This window comes from Streptomyces viridochromogenes, assembly GCF_001270495.1.
GTDB classification, from domain to species: Bacteria; Actinomycetota; Actinomycetes; order Streptomycetales; family Streptomycetaceae; genus Streptomyces; species Streptomyces viridochromogenes_A.
The window spans coordinates 157,754-172,139 of the sequence record NZ_LGUR01000265.1 but is presented as its reverse complement, the minus strand read 5'-3'; the positions used below and the strand labels follow the sequence as shown (position 1 = coordinate 172,139).

The window sequence follows — 14,386 nt, the reverse complement described above, 5'->3', positions numbered from 1 at the left end:
GTGTGGGCGCAGGGGCGGGCGCAGGGGTGGGTGCAGGGGTGGGTGCAGGGGTGAGTGGTGCCTGAGGTGCCGAGGGCTGGGGCTGGGCCGGCTCGGCGGGCGCCGCGGGCGCGGACGTGGTGTGACCCGCAGGCGCACTCTCACCCGCCGGAGCCGGGCCGGCCGGTCCGGCCGAGGGCGCCTGTCCCGGGCTCCCCGAAGCCCGTACGGCGGCCCGGGCCGCGGCGGGTCCGCTGCCCGGCGGAACCGGCGCGGCGGCCGCTCCGGCATGGGCGTCAGGGCCGGGCACGTACCCCATCGCGGGCATGCCGCCGCTCGCGGCGGCCGCGGAGTAGTTGACGCCCCGCTCCAGGCGATCGAGCCGGGCCATCACGGAGCGCTCGTCCCCGTAGGCCGCGGGCAGCATCGCGCGCGCGCAGATCAGCTCCAGCTGCAACCGGGGCGAGTTGGCCCCCCGCATCTCGGTCAGCCCCTGGTTGACCAGGTCGGCGGCACGGCTCAGTTCGGCGGCGCCGAAGGTGCCGGCCTGGGCCTGCATGCGCTCCAGGACGTCGGCCGGAGCGTCGATGAGCCCCTTCTCGGCGGCGTCCGGCACGGCGGCGAGGATGACGAGGTCACGCAGCCGCTCCAGCAGGTCGGCGACGAAGCGCCGGGGGTCGTTGCCCCCCTCGATGACACGGTCCACGACCTCGAAGGCGGCGGCCCCGTCACCGGTCGCGAAGGCCTCCACCACGGAGTCGAGAAGCGAGCCGTCGGTGTACCCGAGCAGAGAGGTGGCCATGGCATACGTCACACCCTCCTCCTTCGCTCCGGCGAGCAGCTGGTCCATGACGGACATGGAGTCACGCACGGAGCCCTGGCCCGCCCGCACGACGAGGGGCAGGACGCCGTCCTCGACGGGGATGTCCTCCTTGCCGCACACCTCGCCGAGGTAGTCCCGCAGGGTGCCGGGCGGCACGAGCCGGAAGGGATAGTGATGCGTCCGTGACCGGATGGTGCCGATGACCTTCTCGGGCTCGGTGGTGGCGAAGATGAACTTGAGGTGCTCCGGCGGCTCCTCCACGACCTTCAGGAGCGCGTTGAAGCCGGCCGACGTGACCATGTGGGCCTCGTCGATGATGTAGATCTTGTAGCGGCTGGAGGCGGGCCCGAAGAATGCCTTCTCCCGCAGCTCACGCGCGTCGTCCACACCACCGTGCGACGCGGCGTCGATCTCGATGACGTCGATGGACCCGGGGCCGTTACGGGCGAGGTCCTGACACGACTGGCACTGCCCGCACGGGGTCGGCGTAGGGCCCTGCTCGCAGTTCAGGCACCGCGCGAGGATCCGCGCACTGGTCGTCTTGCCGCAGCCGCGCGGACCGCTGAACAGGTACGCGTGATTGACCCGGTTGTTCCGCAGCGCCTGCTGCAGCGGGTCAGTGACATGCTCCTGCCCGATGACCTCGGCGAACGACTCCGGGCGATAGCGGCGGTACAGCGCGAGAGACGACACGCATACGAGGTTATAGGCGCCCACTGACAACCCACCCCGCAGCGGGAACGCAAGCGCCCCCCACGCACCCGCCAGAGCCGACCTACCCTTGCTGCCTTCCGGCCCTGGGGGAGTTCAGTCAGATAGCGCCGCGTGAGGGGCTGCCCAAACAGTACCCGATGGCAGGGGGCGGGAACGAGTTCGCGAGCACTCCTCAACGTCTTGTATTGTTTGCGGCGGAGGATTCGCCTAGAGGCCTAGGGCGCACGCTTGGAAAGCGTGTTGGGGGCAACCCCTCACGAGTTCGAATCTCGTATCCTCCGCCAGCTCAGAGGGCCGGATCGCGCAAGCGGTCCGGCCCTCTGGCGTTCGTCCGTCCCGGCCCGACGCGGTCGTCCGTTACTGATCTGTGCCGACGGCCACAGCGAGCGGGGCGCCCATGGGTTCATACTGAGCCATGACAAAGCCTGCGGCACCGAAGCGTCATCTACCCACCAGCCCCTTCAAGGCCCCGGTCCCACCGGCTCCCAAGCACTTCGCCATGGGCGACCAGGTCACCCATGACGTGTACGGCCTCGGCCGGGTGGTCGGCATCGAAGCCGGAATCGCGGCGCTCGTGGACTTCGGCTCCGCGCAGATGCGGATCCTGAGCCCCTACGCCAAGATGACCAAGCTCTAGGACCAGACCCCTCCGACGACCGACGCCTTCCGCCTCGAACGGGACGTACCAAGGCGCATACTGGGGACAATGACAAAGCCTGCTGTACCGAAGCGTCATCTGCCCACCAGCCCCTTCAAGGCGCCGGTCGCACCTGCTCCCAAGCACTTCGCGGTGGGCGACCAGGTCACCCACGATGTGTACGGCCTCGGCCGGGTGGTCGGCATCGAAACCGGAATCGCGGCGCTCGTGGACTTCGGCTCCGCGCAGATGCGGATCCTGAGCCCCTACGCCAAGATGACCAAGCTCTAGAACCGCAGTGCCCGGTCACGGCACACCAGGCCCCAGCAGGGACCTGTAACGAAAGGCAGACACCTCATCGAACCGACGTCGCTGTTCTCCGCTCCGGAAGGGCAACCCCGCCGTTCCACCGTCGCATCGCCGACTCCGACAACCGATCCCTTCCAGGCCCCGGACTTCGGGGAGGAGGACGAGATCCTCCAGTTCGAGGACGTGCAGGAGCAGCAGCCCGCCACGCGCACGCGTGCTGCCCGGCGCAAGGCTGCCTAGCGGGAGCCGGGACGGGGGCGGGCCACACTCCGGCTGTTGCAGCGCCGGGTGAAACGCTCGTCAGAAAACGTCCGGCGGCGCCGGTTCCAGGTGTTGTTCCGCCCAGATGGTCTTTCCCTTGGCGCTCTGGCGGGTGCCCCAGCGCTGCGTCAGCTGAGCGACCAGGAGGAGGCCGCGGCCGCCCTCGTCGTAGCTGCGGGCGCGGCGGAGGTGCGGGGCGGTGTTGCCGCCGTCGGAGACCTCGCAGATGAGCGAGTCGTCGTGGGTGAGATGGATGAGGCGCAGCTGGATCGGGGGTTCCGCGTGCCGGATGGCGTTGGTGACAAGTTCGCTGACGACCAGTTCGGTGACGAAGGCGGCGTCCTCCAGGCCCCACGCCTCCAGCTGGGCCAGCGCGTCCTTGCGGGTCTGGGCGACGGCGGAGGGATCTGACGGAACGCCCCAGGTGGCGACCTGGCTCGCGTCGAGTGCCCGGGTACGGGCCATGAGCAGGGCGACGTCGTCGGACGGGCGGGGTGGCAACAGATCGGTGAGGATCCTGTCGCACAGCGCGTCCAGGGTCGGCTCCGGGCCGGTGAGCAGATGGCGCAGGCGGCGGATGCCGTCGTCGATGTCGCGGTCCGGGGACTCGAGCAGGCCGTTGGTGTAGAGGGCGAGCAGGCTGCCCTCCGGCAGGTCGATCTCGGCCGACTCGAAGGGCAGGCCGCCCAGGCCCAGCGGAGGGCTCGCCGGGATGTCGACGAGGTCGGCGACGCCGTCGGGGCTCACCACGGCCGGGAGCGGATGCCCCGCCCGGGCCAGGCAGCAGCGCTGGGTGATCGGGTCGTACACGGCGTACAGGCAGGTCGCGCCGACCTCACCCCCGGCGCGGGTCTCGGGGGCACGGTCGGCGGGCGTCCGGTCGTCCTCCCGCTCGGTCGACAGACGGGCCACGAGGTCGTCGAGGTGGGTGAGCAGCTCGTCCGGGGGCAGGTCGATGTCGGCGAGGGTGCGTACGGCGGTGCGCAGGCGGCCCATGGTCGCGGAGGCGTGGATGCCGTGGCCGACGATGTCGCCGACGACGAGCGCCACCCGCGCCCCGGACAAGGGGATGACGTCGAACCAGTCGCCGCCGACCCCGGCGTGCACGCCCGCCGGGAGATAGCGGGAGGCGACCTCCACCGCCGCCTGCTCGGGGAGCCGCTGCGGCAGCAGGCTGCGCTGGAGCATCACCGCCGTGCCGCGTTCCCGGGTGTAGCGGCGGGCGTTGTCGATGCAGACGGCCGCCCTTGCCGCCAGTTCCTCGGCCAGCACCACGTCGTCCTGCTGGAAGAGCTTGGCCCGGCGGTGGCGGACGAGGATCGCGACGCCCAGGGTGGTGCCGCGGGCCGACAGCGGAACCACCATCACCGAGTGCATGCCGAACTCACGGGCCCGGGAGGCCCGGGCCGGGTCGCGGGCGACCAGCGCGGTGATCGCGGGGTGCGTCATCTCGTACACCGCGGCCCGTCCCGAGCGGAGCGTCTCGACCGGCGCGGAGCCCTCCGGGTACTCGTCCGCCTCGCCCAGGGCCACGACCGCCTCCGGCAGGCCCGGGGTCACGGACTGGTGGGCGGCCCGGCGCAGCACGAGCGGGCCCGCCAGGGTGCCGGCTTGCGGGAGCGGCTCGTGCAGGTCGTCCAGGGAGGTCAGCAGGTCGACGCTGACGAAGTCGGCGAGTTCCGGGACCGTCACGTCCGCCAGCTCCTGCGCCGTACGCATCACATCGAGGGTGGTGCCGATGCGCCGGCCGGCCTCCGCGATCAGCTGGAGCCGCTTGCGGGCCCAGTACTGCTCGGTCGTGTCGTGCGCGGTGAGGCAGACGCCCCGCACCTCGCCCGTCGCGTCGCGCAGCGTCGACATGAAGACCGACCAGGCGTGCTCGCGTGTCTCACCGGCGGTGCGCAGGAAGTTCTCGTTGTACTGCGGCTCGCCAGTCTCCAGCACCCGCGCCATGCTCTGTTCGGCCCGGTCGCCGGCGGGGCCGTCCACGATCTCGTTGACGCGCAGTCCGAGCATGTCCTGCTCGGTGAGGGCGACCGAACGTTCCATGTCCGCGTTGGCGCGGCGCAGCCGGAGCCGGGTGTCGTACAGCGCCAGCGCGCAGCATGGGGACTGGGCGAAGCTCCAGGTCACGAAGGTGTCGTCGAGCGGCTCGGGCTGCTGCCCGCTCATGGCGGAGACCAGCAGCCATTCGCCCGCACCAGCACCGGCACCCGCGCGCACACCGCCGCCCACATCCGCTCCGGGAGCCGCAGCCCTCTCCCTCTCGGGTGTCCTGTGGTGCGCCAGGACCTTGATCTCCAGCCGTCGGCCGTCGCGGTGCCGGACGGAGAGGTTGCCGTGCCATCTGGGCAGCTGCGCGAAGGGAGGCAGGTCCTCGGCCGGAACCGGCTCGGCCAGCAGCTCGCCCGCCGGTCGCCCGACGATCTCTTCGGCCGCGTACCCCAGCAGCCGCTCGGCCCCCGCGTTCCACCCGGTCACCCTGCCGCGCTCATCGACGGTCACGCGGGCCGTGAGGGCCTCGCAGACCACGTCGTCGAGCGGCCGCGTCGTCGTCCGGCCGGTGATGACGGGCTCGTCCATGATCGTTCATCTCGCTCTCGCCGAGCTACGCCCGGTCCGCGCTCCCGGCCCGCGGACGTCGGGCCGGCGTTTCCGGGTCATAAGCAATTATCGCCGTCGGGCACGGCTCACGGCTCACGTCCCTTCCTCCTTCCCATCCCCGTTCGCCTCCCCCTGACACTCCGGACACCACACCGTCGTACGGCCGCCCACCCGCGACCGGCGCAAGGCGGTGCCGCAACGAGGGCAGTGCGGGTCGGGGGCGTCGCGGTGGCCGGTGAGCCAGGTGGGGCGTGGGGGGACTCGGCCGGCGGTGACCGCGGGGCGGAGGGTGCGGCGCATCTGGGTGTACAGGCGGCGGCGTTCCGGCCCCGTGAGGGCGTTGGCCGGGGTGGCGGGGCGCAGCCTCGCGCGCCACAGGATCTCGTCGGCCAGGAGGTTGCCGAGGCCGGCCAGGACCGACTGGTCGATCAGGACCGCCTTGACGCGGCCGCGGTGGGACGCGAGCGCGGTCTCGAACTCCTCCCGGTCCACCGTCAGGGCGTCGGGGCCCTGGTCCGCCAGGAGTCGTACGACGTCGGAGGCGTCGTCGGCCAGCCAGAGCCCCTGGAGTTTGCGCTGGTCGCGGTAGCGGAGCTGGCGGTCGCGGGCGAGGGTGAACAGGACGCGGTCGTGCGGTTCGGCCGCGTCGTCCGGGTGGGCGCAGAGCAGCAGGCCGGTCATGCCGAAGTGCAGCGCGAGGGTGGGGCCGCCGGTGCGGGCGAGCAGCCACTTGCCGTGCCGCTCCACCCGGGTGATCCGCCGGCCCTCCAGCGCGTCCCGCAGCCGCCTCGCGCTCACCCCGTGCAGTACGCCCGCGTCACGCACGTCGACGTGGCGGATGACCCTGCCCTGCGCACAGGACTGGAGCACCTTCCGGAAACCCTCGACGTCCGGCAGCTCAGGCATGGCGGACGGCCTTCTGGGGCTGAATGCCGCGCACCTTTACCTTTTGCCCGGTTTTGGCGACTTCTCACCTCGCCGGGCCCTCGGTTCCAGGCGCTCGCGTCAGCGCCTCTTGAACTCCACCGGCCCCGCGTTCATCTCGACGGTGCCGTCCGTGTGGAGGACCGGGCGGCGCTCGGTCATACGGCCGCTGTAGGCCTCGACGTGATGGATCGCCGCCCCGTCGAAATCGGTGAAGTCGACGAGGGCGATGGCCACCCAGTAGCGGGTCTTGGTGTTCTCGAAGAGCGGGACGGTGACGGTCGAGCCACGGCCGTCGGTGACCACGACCTTCGCGCCGAAGCTGCGGAAGGAGCCGAAGCCGTTGCTGACCGCGGAGTAGGCGCAGAGCAGGACGTACCCCTGCTGGTCGGGGCGGACGATCCGGAGGGTCTCGCGGCCGGGGACCCGGGCGTCACCGTCGAGGTGGATGAAGGGACGGTTCTGCAGTGAGCCGAGGCGCTTGTAGTAGACGACATCCGCGCCCTTGCCCTTCTTCGCCGTGTCCGCGTCGGGAGCGGGGCGCGATCCCTTCTTCTTCGGCGTGACGAGGGTGCCGGGCGCCTGATCCCCGCGTATCGCCTTGGATGCCGGGACGAACAGGGCGTAGAGGTCGAGGTCGGCGCCCCGCCGGCGGCGCTCGTCGCTGCCGCCGTCCCACTCCAGGGTCGCCGTGACCACCAGCTCGCGGTCCGCTTTGTCCAGGCTCATCGAGACCTGGCCGCCCTTGTCGAGGCTGATCTTGCCGAGCGGGGGCTTGCGCAGGCTCATGGGGAGCTCTGCGGGGACGGCCCGCACCTCCTCGGGCTGCCGCACGGGCACCTCGGGCTGCCGTACGGGGTGGTCCTCCGGCGCCTCGGGCTCCTCCTGCGCCACCTCTATCCCGAAGTCGGTGGCGAGCCCGGCCAGCCCGTCGGCGTACCCCTGGCCGATGGCGCGCAGCTTCCAGGTCTCGCCTCTGCGGTAGAGCTCCATCAGGAGCACGGCACGTTCGCCGTCGGTGAGGGCGGGCGGGCGGAAGTGGACCGGCTCGGTGCCGAGTTGGGCGGCGCGGACCAGCACCTCCTTGACCTCGCGGAAGGTGCGGCTCGCGTCGTCGGGGTCGCAGCTGCCGACCAGGACGACCCGGTCCACGTCCGCGGGAAGCGCGGCCGGATCCATCTCGACGCGCTCGGGGCCCTCGGCGTCCGCCGCGAGGTGCCGGACGGCACCGGCCTCGGCGGACGGCTGGTTGTAGAAGACCAGGTCGTCGTCGGACCTGACCTTGCCGTCCGCCGTCACCAGCAGGGCACTGAGGTCGACCGTGCCGCCCACGGTGTGCAGTTCGGCGACGACGGGCCCGGAGCCCACCGCGGTGTTCCCGCCCTTGGCCAGCTCCGGCATGCCGCCCACCCCTCGAATCCCCTGGCGATTTCAGGCCACCTTGTCACATCCGACCCTGATCGCAAGGGTGTTCGTGGGGCGGCCCGGCATCTGACGGGCTCAGCGCGGCTCGCGCACCACCGCCGTCTCCCCCGCCGGAACGCTGACCGCCCCCGGCGCCGACTTGCCCGTGAGCAGTTCCGTGGCGTCCGGGGCGACCGCGACATGGGCGGGCCGGTCCGTGTGGTTGATGAGGAAGAGGTAGTCGGCGTCATGGCCGCGCCGCAGGACCGCCTCGACGCCCTGCGGGGTGCGGCGCACCGGCTCCACTCCCGCCTCCGAGCGGATGCGGTCCAGCAGCGCGCCCAGGGTCGCCGGATCGGGGAGCGTGGCCACGTACCAACTCGCCCCTGAACCAAGGCGGTTACGCGTCACCGCCGGTCCGCCCGAGAGCGGGCCGCTGGTGTACGACGCGACCGCCTCGGCGCCGGACAGGTGTACCCGCTCCGACCAGAGGGTCCCGGTGCCGCCGTCGCTCAGGCCGACCGACTCCCCCGGCAGCAGCGGGAACAGCTCGTCGGTACGGACGCCGAGCGCCTCCCGGAACGCCCCCGGGTAACCGCCCAGCCGGACATGGCAGTTCTCGTCGACGGCGCCGCTGTGGAAGCCGACGGCCAGGGTGCCGCCGCGCTCCGCGAAGCCGGTGAGGTTGGCCGCGCCCTCGTCGTCCACCAGGTAGAGGCTCGGCGCCAGGACCAGGCGGTACGCCGACAGGTCCGCGTCGGGGCGTACGAAGTCCACCGCGACGCCCGCCCGCCACAGCGGCTCGTACCAGGCGCGCACCAGGTCCTGGAAGCGCAGCTCGCCGCTCGGCTGCGAGGGCAGCTCCATCGCCCAGCGGGCGTTCCAGTCCCAGACGATCGCCACTTCGGCCGTGCCGACGCTGCCGCGCACCTCGGCCAGCGCCCGCAGATCCGCGCCCAGTCGGACGACGTCCCGCCAGATCCGGCTGTCCGTGCCCGCGTGCGGCAGCATCGCCGAGTGCCACTGCTCGGCGCCCGCCTTGGCCGCGCGCCACTGGAAGTAGGCGATGCCGTCCGCGCCGCGGGCGACATGGGCCAGCGCGTTGCGCCGCAGCTCGCCGGGGCCCTTCGCCCGGTTCACGGGCTGCCAGTTCACCGCGCCCGTCGAGTGCTCCATCAGCAGCCAGGGGCCGCCCGCGAGGGAGCGGACGAGGTCGCCGCTGAGCGCGATGTCGATCTCGGACTCGGGGTCGGCGGACTGGAGGTAGTGGTCGTTGGAGGCGATGTCCAGCTTCGGGGCCCAGCGCCAGTAGTCGAGGGCGTCGAAGTTGTGCATCACCATGAAGTTGGTGGTGGCGGGGATGGCCGGGGCCACCTCCAGCAGCACCTCGCGCTCCGCCTCGTACAGCGACAGCAGCTCGTCGCTGCAGAAGCGGCGCCAGTCCAGCTGGTGGGTGGGGTTGGGGACGGCGCCGGTGGGGCGGGGCGGGAGGATCTCGTCCCAGTCGTAGTACCACTGGCTCCAGAAGCGGGTGCCCCAGGCGTCGTTGAGGGCGGCCAGATCGTCCGCGTACCGCCCCCGCAGCCAGCGCCGGAAAGCGGCCGCGCTCTCGTCGCAGTAGCACTCCGCGTTGTGGCAGCCGTACTCGTTGTGGACGTGCCACATCGCCACCGCCGGGTGGTCCGCGAACCGCTCGGCCAGCGCCCGCGCCATCCGCAGGGCCGCCTCGCGATACGCCGGGCTGCTCGGGCAGAACGTCTGGCGGCTGCCGTACGACAGCCCACGGCCGTCCTTGTCCACGGGCAGCGCCTCGGGGTGGGCCTTGAAGAACCACGCCGGGGGTGCCGCCGTCGGGGTCGCGAGGTCGGCCGCGATGCCGTGGGCGTGCAGCAGGTCGAGGACGCGGTCGAGGAGGGTGAAGTCGTAGGCGCCCTCGCTCGGCTCCAGCAGTGCCCAGGAGAAGATGCCGACGCTGACCATGGTCACCCCGGCCTCGCGCATCAGGCGCATGTCCTCGGCCCAGACCTCCTCGGGCCACTGCTCGGGGTTGTAGTCGCCGCCGTAGGCGATGCCGGGGACGGAGAGTTCGCGCTTCACCGGGCATCGCCCCCGAGGAGCCGGCGGGTCGTGGCCACGCCCCACTCGTCCAGGGACAGCAGACGGTCGCTGGAGGCCATGAGGCCGCCGGTCGCCTCGATGTGCGCGGCCCACCGCTCCCGGGTCTCGACGGCCGGGCGGGCCATCAGGCAGTCCGGGTCGTTGATCCAGAGCCGGCCGTGCTGCCACTGCCGTCCGACGCCCGTGAACTCGGCGGGGTCCTGGCCGGGCTGGCTGTAGTCGTCGGCCTCGGGGCGGCGGTGCGGTGCCGTGTCGGGGCTGACCCGCATCGCGTCGAACAGGCCGATGGACGCCAGCAGGGGCGCGCCGCAGCCCAGCAGGTAGGCGTCCGCGCCGATCGCCTCGCGGATCAGCCGGATGCCGTCGCGGTACGCCGTCAGCGCGTCGACGTCCGGGTCGTGCCGTACGCCGTCCAGGGCGCCCGCGTAGAGGAAGTCGACCTTGAAGTAGTCGTAGCCCTCGGCGCGCAGCGTCCGGAAGACCTCCGTCAGATACGCCGCCGCCTCCGGGTGCGTGGTGTCCAGGACGCGCAGGTCGTGGCCCCAGTTGCGGCCGGCGTGCGTGAAGCCGCCGTCCTCGTCCCGGACCAGCCACTCGGGGTGCTCGGCGGCCAGGTCGCTCGCCGGGTCGACCAGGAAGGGTGCCGTCCAGATGCCGGCGCGGCGGCCCCTCGCCCTGATCGCGTCCGCGATGCCCGCGCGGGAGCGGAAGCGGCCGGAGAGGGTGAGCCAGTCACCGAGGGCCTTCTGGTAGCCGTCGTCGATCTGGACGACGTCGATGGGCAGGTCGAGGGTGTCCATCGCACGGAGGTTCTCGTGGATGTCGTCCTCGGTGACGGCGGTGAAGTACTCGTACCAGGAGCACCAGACGGTGGGCGCCGGGCGCGGGTCCGCCAGGCCCAGGCTGTCGGCCCAGTCGGCGAGGGCGCCCTGGATGCCGCCGGGGCCGAGGTAGGAGTAGTGGTCCACCTTGCCGTCGGCGCTGATCTCGGCGTGACCGTCGCGTATCTCCAGACGGATGGACGGTACGGAGCCGCGCGGCTCCGGTGCCGCGAAGACCTTGATCGGTCCGTCCTCGCCGTTGGGGGCCAGGACCAGCAGCCCCTCCCCCTGGAACACCCCGTCGGGCACGGTCGCTCCGGGCCGGTAACAGACCGTCGCCCAGTTGTCGTCGGTCGGGCGGTACGGCTTGTCCCCGAGGGCGTAGGCGCCGCTGGGGCTCCAGGACTGCCAGCCCTCCTCGTGGACGCGGGCCTTGCGAGGGTCCACGGACACGGAGGCGACCGGGGTGAAGGGGTTGTGCACGGAGGTCTCTTTCAAGCTGAGGGCGGTCAGCCCTTGTTGGCGCCGAGCGTGAGGCCGCTGACGAACTGCCGCTGGAGCACGAAGTACACGATCAGCGTGGGGATCGCGGTGAGCAGGGCGCCGGCGGCGACCAGGTTGGGGTCGGTGAAGTACGCGCCGGTGAGGTTGTTCAGCGCCGATGTGATCGGCATGTTCTCGCCGGTGGAGATCAGGACGAGGGCCCAGAAGAAGTCGTTGTAGATCCAGATGGAGAGCAGGGTCGCCAGGGCCGCCATCGCCGGGCGGCACAGCGGCAGCACGATCTGCCAGTACTGACGCCACACCGAGGCGCCGTCGACGAGCGCGGCCTCGGTCAGCTCGTGCGGCAGCGAGCGCATGTAGTTGCTGAGCACGAAGGCGCAGAACCCGGACTGGAACGCGACGTGGATGAGGACCAGCCCGAGCGCGGAGTCGTAGAGCTTGCCGCTCATGGTGATGCCGGGCAGGTCGATGAGCAGGTACAGCCGGTACAGCGGGGTGATGATGACCTGCTGCGGGAGCAGGTTGCCCGCGGTGAAGACCAGCAGCAGGGCGAGGTTGAGGCGGAAGTCGAAGCGGCTGACGTAGAAGGCGACCATCGACGACAGGAACAGCGTCAACAGCACCGCCGGGACGGCGATGATCATGGTGTTGACGAAGTAGTGGCTCATGTCCGACTGCGTGAACGCGTTCGTGAAGTTGTCGAAGTTCAGCGTGTCCGGCCAGGACACGTATCCCTTCTCGCTCGTCTCGCTGTACGGCCGCAGCGCCGAGTAGATCGCCCAGGCCAGCGGCGCGATCCAGACCAGTGCCATGGACGCGAGGAAGAGGTGCAGCAGGATCCGGCCGGGGCGGACGGGGGTGCGCTGCTTGCCCAGCGTGGCGGTGGGGGTGCTCATGCGCGCCGCTCCTTCCGGAAGGTGGCCACCAGGTAGGGGATGATCACGACGAGGGAGATCAGCAGCAGGACGACCGCGATCGCGGAGCCGTAACCGATGCGGCTGGACTCGCCGATGATGTTGTTGGTGACCAGGATCGAGAGCAGCTCGGTGCCCTCGGCGCCCTTGTTGAAGACGAAGACCAGGTCGAAGGCGCGCAGGGCCTCGATGATGGTGACGACCAGGACGACGGTGTTGGTGGGGCGCAGCGTCGGGAAGATGACGTTCTTGAAGGTCTGCCACTCGTTGGCCCCGTCGAGCGCGGACGCCTCCCGCAGCGAGGGGTCGACGCCCTTCAGGCCGGCCAGGTACAGGATCATCATGTAGCCGGTGTGGCGCCAGGACGCGGCGACGAGGATCGCCCAGAGGTTGAGGTCCGGATCACCGATCCAGTCGATGTACTTGCCCGGCTCGTTGGCCCCGATGATGCTGTTGATCAGGCCGGTGTCGGGGTTGTAGATCAGCTGCCAGACGAAGCCGATCACGGCCATCGACAGCACGACGGGCAGGAAGAACGCGGTCTGGTACACGCGGCTGAACCGGATCTTCTTGTCCAGCTGCACGGCCAGGAACAGCCCCAGAGGGGTCGGGATCACGATCAGCACGACGAACCAGATGACGTTGTGCTGGACGGCGGGCCAGAACTGCGGGTTCTGCTCGAAGAGTTCCTTGAAGTTCTGCAGCCCGACCCACTTGATGGAGTCGAAGCCGATGCCGTCCCAGGTGGTGAAGGCCAGTGCGATCGAGGCCAGGGCCGTCACCCAGACGAGGGCGATGTGCAGGATCGTCGGCAGGCCCGCCATCAGCCCGAGGGTGAACCGGTCACGGCGGGTCAGCAGACGACGGTGCCCCTGAGGCACCTTCTTGACGTTCTCGGCGGGGGCAGCGCCCGGAGGCGGCGCGGCGGCCGCCTCCGGGTTCTCCTTGGTGAGGTCGGTAGTCATGTGATCAGCCAGATCTGCCGTATCAGTCGGTCAGTCGGTCAGTCGGTCGGCCGGTCCGGGGGCGCCGGCCGGCCGGTCAGCCCGGTCAGCCGGACGCGAAGATCGTCTTCTTCTGCCGCTCGATCGAGGCCAGCAGGCTGTCGACGCCCTTGGGGTCGCGGATGAACTTCTGCAGCGCGGGCTGCATCACCGTGGAGGTGAAGTCCGGCCGGCTGTCCCGGTCCATGAACTGGGTCAGGGACTTGGCGCCGCTGATCATGTCGTACGCCTTCTTCTGAATGGCGGTGTACGACGACGTGTCGGCCTTGGTGGACGCGTGGACCACGCTCGGGTCGGACTTGAGGTAGATGTCCTCGGCGTCCGGAGTGCCCAGGTACTGAAGGAGCTTGACGGCCTCGGCCTTGTTCTTCGGGCTCTTGCTCATCATGAAGCCGTCGGTGGGCGCCTCGACGGTGTCCTGCCCGTACGCCGGGTCGATCTCCGGGAAGGCGAAGAAGTCGAGGTCGTCCAGGTCGGCCTTGTTGGTGAACTGCTGCGCCACGAAGGTGCCGAGCAGATACATGCCGGCCTTCTTCGAGGCGAGCGTCTGCGCCGCGTCCTGCCAGGTGCGGCCGACGGCGCCCTCCTGGTGGTAGGGGAGGATCTCCGCCCACAGGTCGAAGGCCTTGCGCACCTTGGCGTCGGTCCAGGACGCCTTGCCCGCCATCAGCTCGACGTGGAAGTCGTAGCCGTTCTGGCGGAAATTGATCTGGTCGAAGGTGCCCAGGGCGGGCCAGGCGTCCTTGTCGCCGAAGGCTATCGGGACGAGGCCGTCCTTCTTCATCTGCTTGCACAGCGCGACGAAGTCGTCCCACTTGGTGGGGACTTCGTAGCCCTTCTCCTTGAAGACGCTCTTCCGGTAGAAGATCGCCCACGGGTACGTGTACAGCGGCACGAAGTAGTACTTGCCGTCCTCGCCCTTGCTGAGCTTGTGCATCGCCTCGGGGAAGTTGCCGCCGATGGTCTTCCACACGTCGTCGATCGGCGTGGCCAGGCCCTTGGCCGCGAAGAACTGCATCCGGTAACCGGCGAACCAGGTGAACACGTCGTCCGGCGTGCCCTGGAGGTAGGAGTTGATCTGCTCCTGGAAGGTGTTGGAGTCCTTGGTGTTCACGTCGACCGTGATGCCGGACTTCTTCTTGTAGGCCGCGTAGATGTCGGCGAACGCCTTCTTCGGCACCGGGTCGGACGCCTTGGAGCCGAGGGTGACGGTCTTCGGGTCGCTCGCCGTGCCGCTGCCGCCACAGGCGCTGAGCAGCGGGATCCCGGCGCCGAGAACGGCGGCGCCGCCCACGCCGCGCAGGAGGGTGCGGCGGCTCGGTGAAGGGAGTGAGAGACCGGAGGGGGTGAGGTGCTGCATCTACGGCTCC

Annotated in this window: 11 protein-coding genes, 1 tRNA gene and 1 other RNA gene; 3 read left to right on the top strand and 10 right to left on the bottom strand. The window is 70.7% G+C overall.

What is annotated here, in order from left to right:
• Together ADK36_RS44290 and ffs are read right to left on the bottom strand one after the other, a co-directional pair.
• Positions 1-1,495, bottom strand: a 1,495-nt coding sequence (locus tag ADK36_RS44290) for a DNA polymerase III subunit gamma and tau (RefSeq protein ID WP_053201605.1), incomplete at its 3' end; no start/stop codon positions are given.
• Between the two features lie 46 nt (positions 1,496-1,541).
• Positions 1,542-1,640: signal recognition particle sRNA small type (ffs, locus tag ADK36_RS45550), an RNA gene on the bottom strand.
• A 72-nt stretch (positions 1,641-1,712) separates the two neighbouring features.
• Here ffs and ADK36_RS44285 point away from each other — a divergent pair.
• From ADK36_RS44285 to ADK36_RS44275, 3 genes are all read left to right on the top strand, one after another.
• Positions 1,713-1,800, top strand: a tRNA-Ser gene (locus ADK36_RS44285).
• A 131-nt stretch (positions 1,801-1,931) separates the two neighbouring features.
• Positions 1,932-2,153 (top strand): hypothetical protein, encoded by a 222-nt coding sequence (locus ADK36_RS44280; RefSeq protein WP_048587590.1) that lies wholly within the window; start codon positions 1,932-1,934, stop codon positions 2,151-2,153.
• Between the two features lie 69 nt (positions 2,154-2,222).
• Complete coding sequence (locus ADK36_RS44275; RefSeq protein ID WP_048587644.1) at positions 2,223-2,444, top strand: hypothetical protein; 222 nt, start codon at positions 2,223-2,225, stop codon at positions 2,442-2,444.
• Between the two features lie 318 nt (positions 2,445-2,762).
• On the opposite strand, the gene ADK36_RS44270 is transcribed toward ADK36_RS44275, so the two are convergent.
• From ADK36_RS44270 to ADK36_RS44235, 8 genes are all read right to left on the bottom strand, one after another.
• Entirely contained in the window at positions 2,763-5,306 is a 2,544-nt protein-coding gene (locus ADK36_RS44270; RefSeq protein ID WP_053201603.1) for a SpoIIE family protein phosphatase, read from the bottom strand.
• A gap of 114 nt (positions 5,307-5,420) precedes the next feature.
• Positions 5,421-6,233 (bottom strand): Fpg/Nei family DNA glycosylase, encoded by an 813-nt coding sequence (locus tag ADK36_RS44265; protein WP_048582185.1) that lies wholly within the window; start codon positions 6,231-6,233, stop codon positions 5,421-5,423.
• A gap of 99 nt (positions 6,234-6,332) precedes the next feature.
• The gene (locus ADK36_RS44260) at positions 6,333-7,652 is read right to left on the bottom strand and encodes a TerD family protein (protein WP_078942554.1); all 1,320 of its coding nucleotides are present in this window, start codon (positions 7,650-7,652) and stop codon (positions 6,333-6,335) included.
• Between the two features lie 99 nt (positions 7,653-7,751).
• Complete coding sequence (locus ADK36_RS44255; RefSeq protein ID WP_048582187.1) at positions 7,752-9,752, bottom strand: beta-galactosidase; 2,001 nt, start codon at positions 9,750-9,752, stop codon at positions 7,752-7,754.
• Complete coding sequence (locus tag ADK36_RS44250) at positions 9,749-11,077, bottom strand: glycoside hydrolase family 36 protein (protein WP_048582188.1); 1,329 nt, start codon at positions 11,075-11,077, stop codon at positions 9,749-9,751. The genes ADK36_RS44255 and ADK36_RS44250 overlap by 4 nt, the downstream gene beginning before the upstream one ends.
• Before the next feature lie 26 nt (positions 11,078-11,103).
• Entirely contained in the window at positions 11,104-11,994 is an 891-nt protein-coding gene (locus ADK36_RS44245) for a carbohydrate ABC transporter permease (RefSeq protein ID WP_048582189.1), read from the bottom strand.
• Entirely contained in the window at positions 11,991-12,977 is a 987-nt protein-coding gene (locus ADK36_RS44240) for a carbohydrate ABC transporter permease (RefSeq protein ID WP_048582190.1), read from the bottom strand. The genes ADK36_RS44245 and ADK36_RS44240 overlap by 4 nt, the downstream gene beginning before the upstream one ends.
• A gap of 85 nt (positions 12,978-13,062) precedes the next feature.
• Positions 13,063-14,376 carry an ABC transporter substrate-binding protein gene (locus ADK36_RS44235; RefSeq protein ID WP_048582191.1) on the bottom strand — a complete coding sequence of 438 codons (1,314 nt, stop codon included), beginning with the start codon at positions 14,374-14,376 and terminating at the stop codon, positions 13,063-13,065.
• Between the last annotated feature and the right edge of the window lie 10 nt (positions 14,377-14,386).

Coding starts and splice junctions, on each gene's coding strand:
- ADK36_RS44280 (WP_048587590.1), top strand. CDS start 1,932: ATGACAAAGCCTGCGGCACCGAAGCGTCATCTACCCACCAGCCCCTTC.
- ADK36_RS44275 (WP_048587644.1), top strand. CDS start 2,223: ATGACAAAGCCTGCTGTACCGAAGCGTCATCTGCCCACCAGCCCCTTC.
- ADK36_RS44270 (WP_053201603.1), bottom strand. CDS start 5,306: ATGGACGAGCCCGTCATCACCGGCCGGACGACGACGCGGCCGCTCGAC.
- ADK36_RS44265 (WP_048582185.1), bottom strand. CDS start 6,233: ATGCCTGAGCTGCCGGACGTCGAGGGTTTCCGGAAGGTGCTCCAGTCC.
- ADK36_RS44260 (WP_078942554.1), bottom strand. CDS start 7,652: ATGCCGGAGCTGGCCAAGGGCGGGAACACCGCGGTGGGCTCCGGGCCC.
- ADK36_RS44245 (WP_048582189.1), bottom strand. CDS start 11,994: ATGAGCACCCCCACCGCCACGCTGGGCAAGCAGCGCACCCCCGTCCGC.
- ADK36_RS44240 (WP_048582190.1), bottom strand. CDS start 12,977: ATGACTACCGACCTCACCAAGGAGAACCCGGAGGCGGCCGCCGCGCCG.
- ADK36_RS44235 (WP_048582191.1), bottom strand. CDS start 14,376: ATGCAGCACCTCACCCCCTCCGGTCTCTCACTCCCTTCACCGAGCCGC.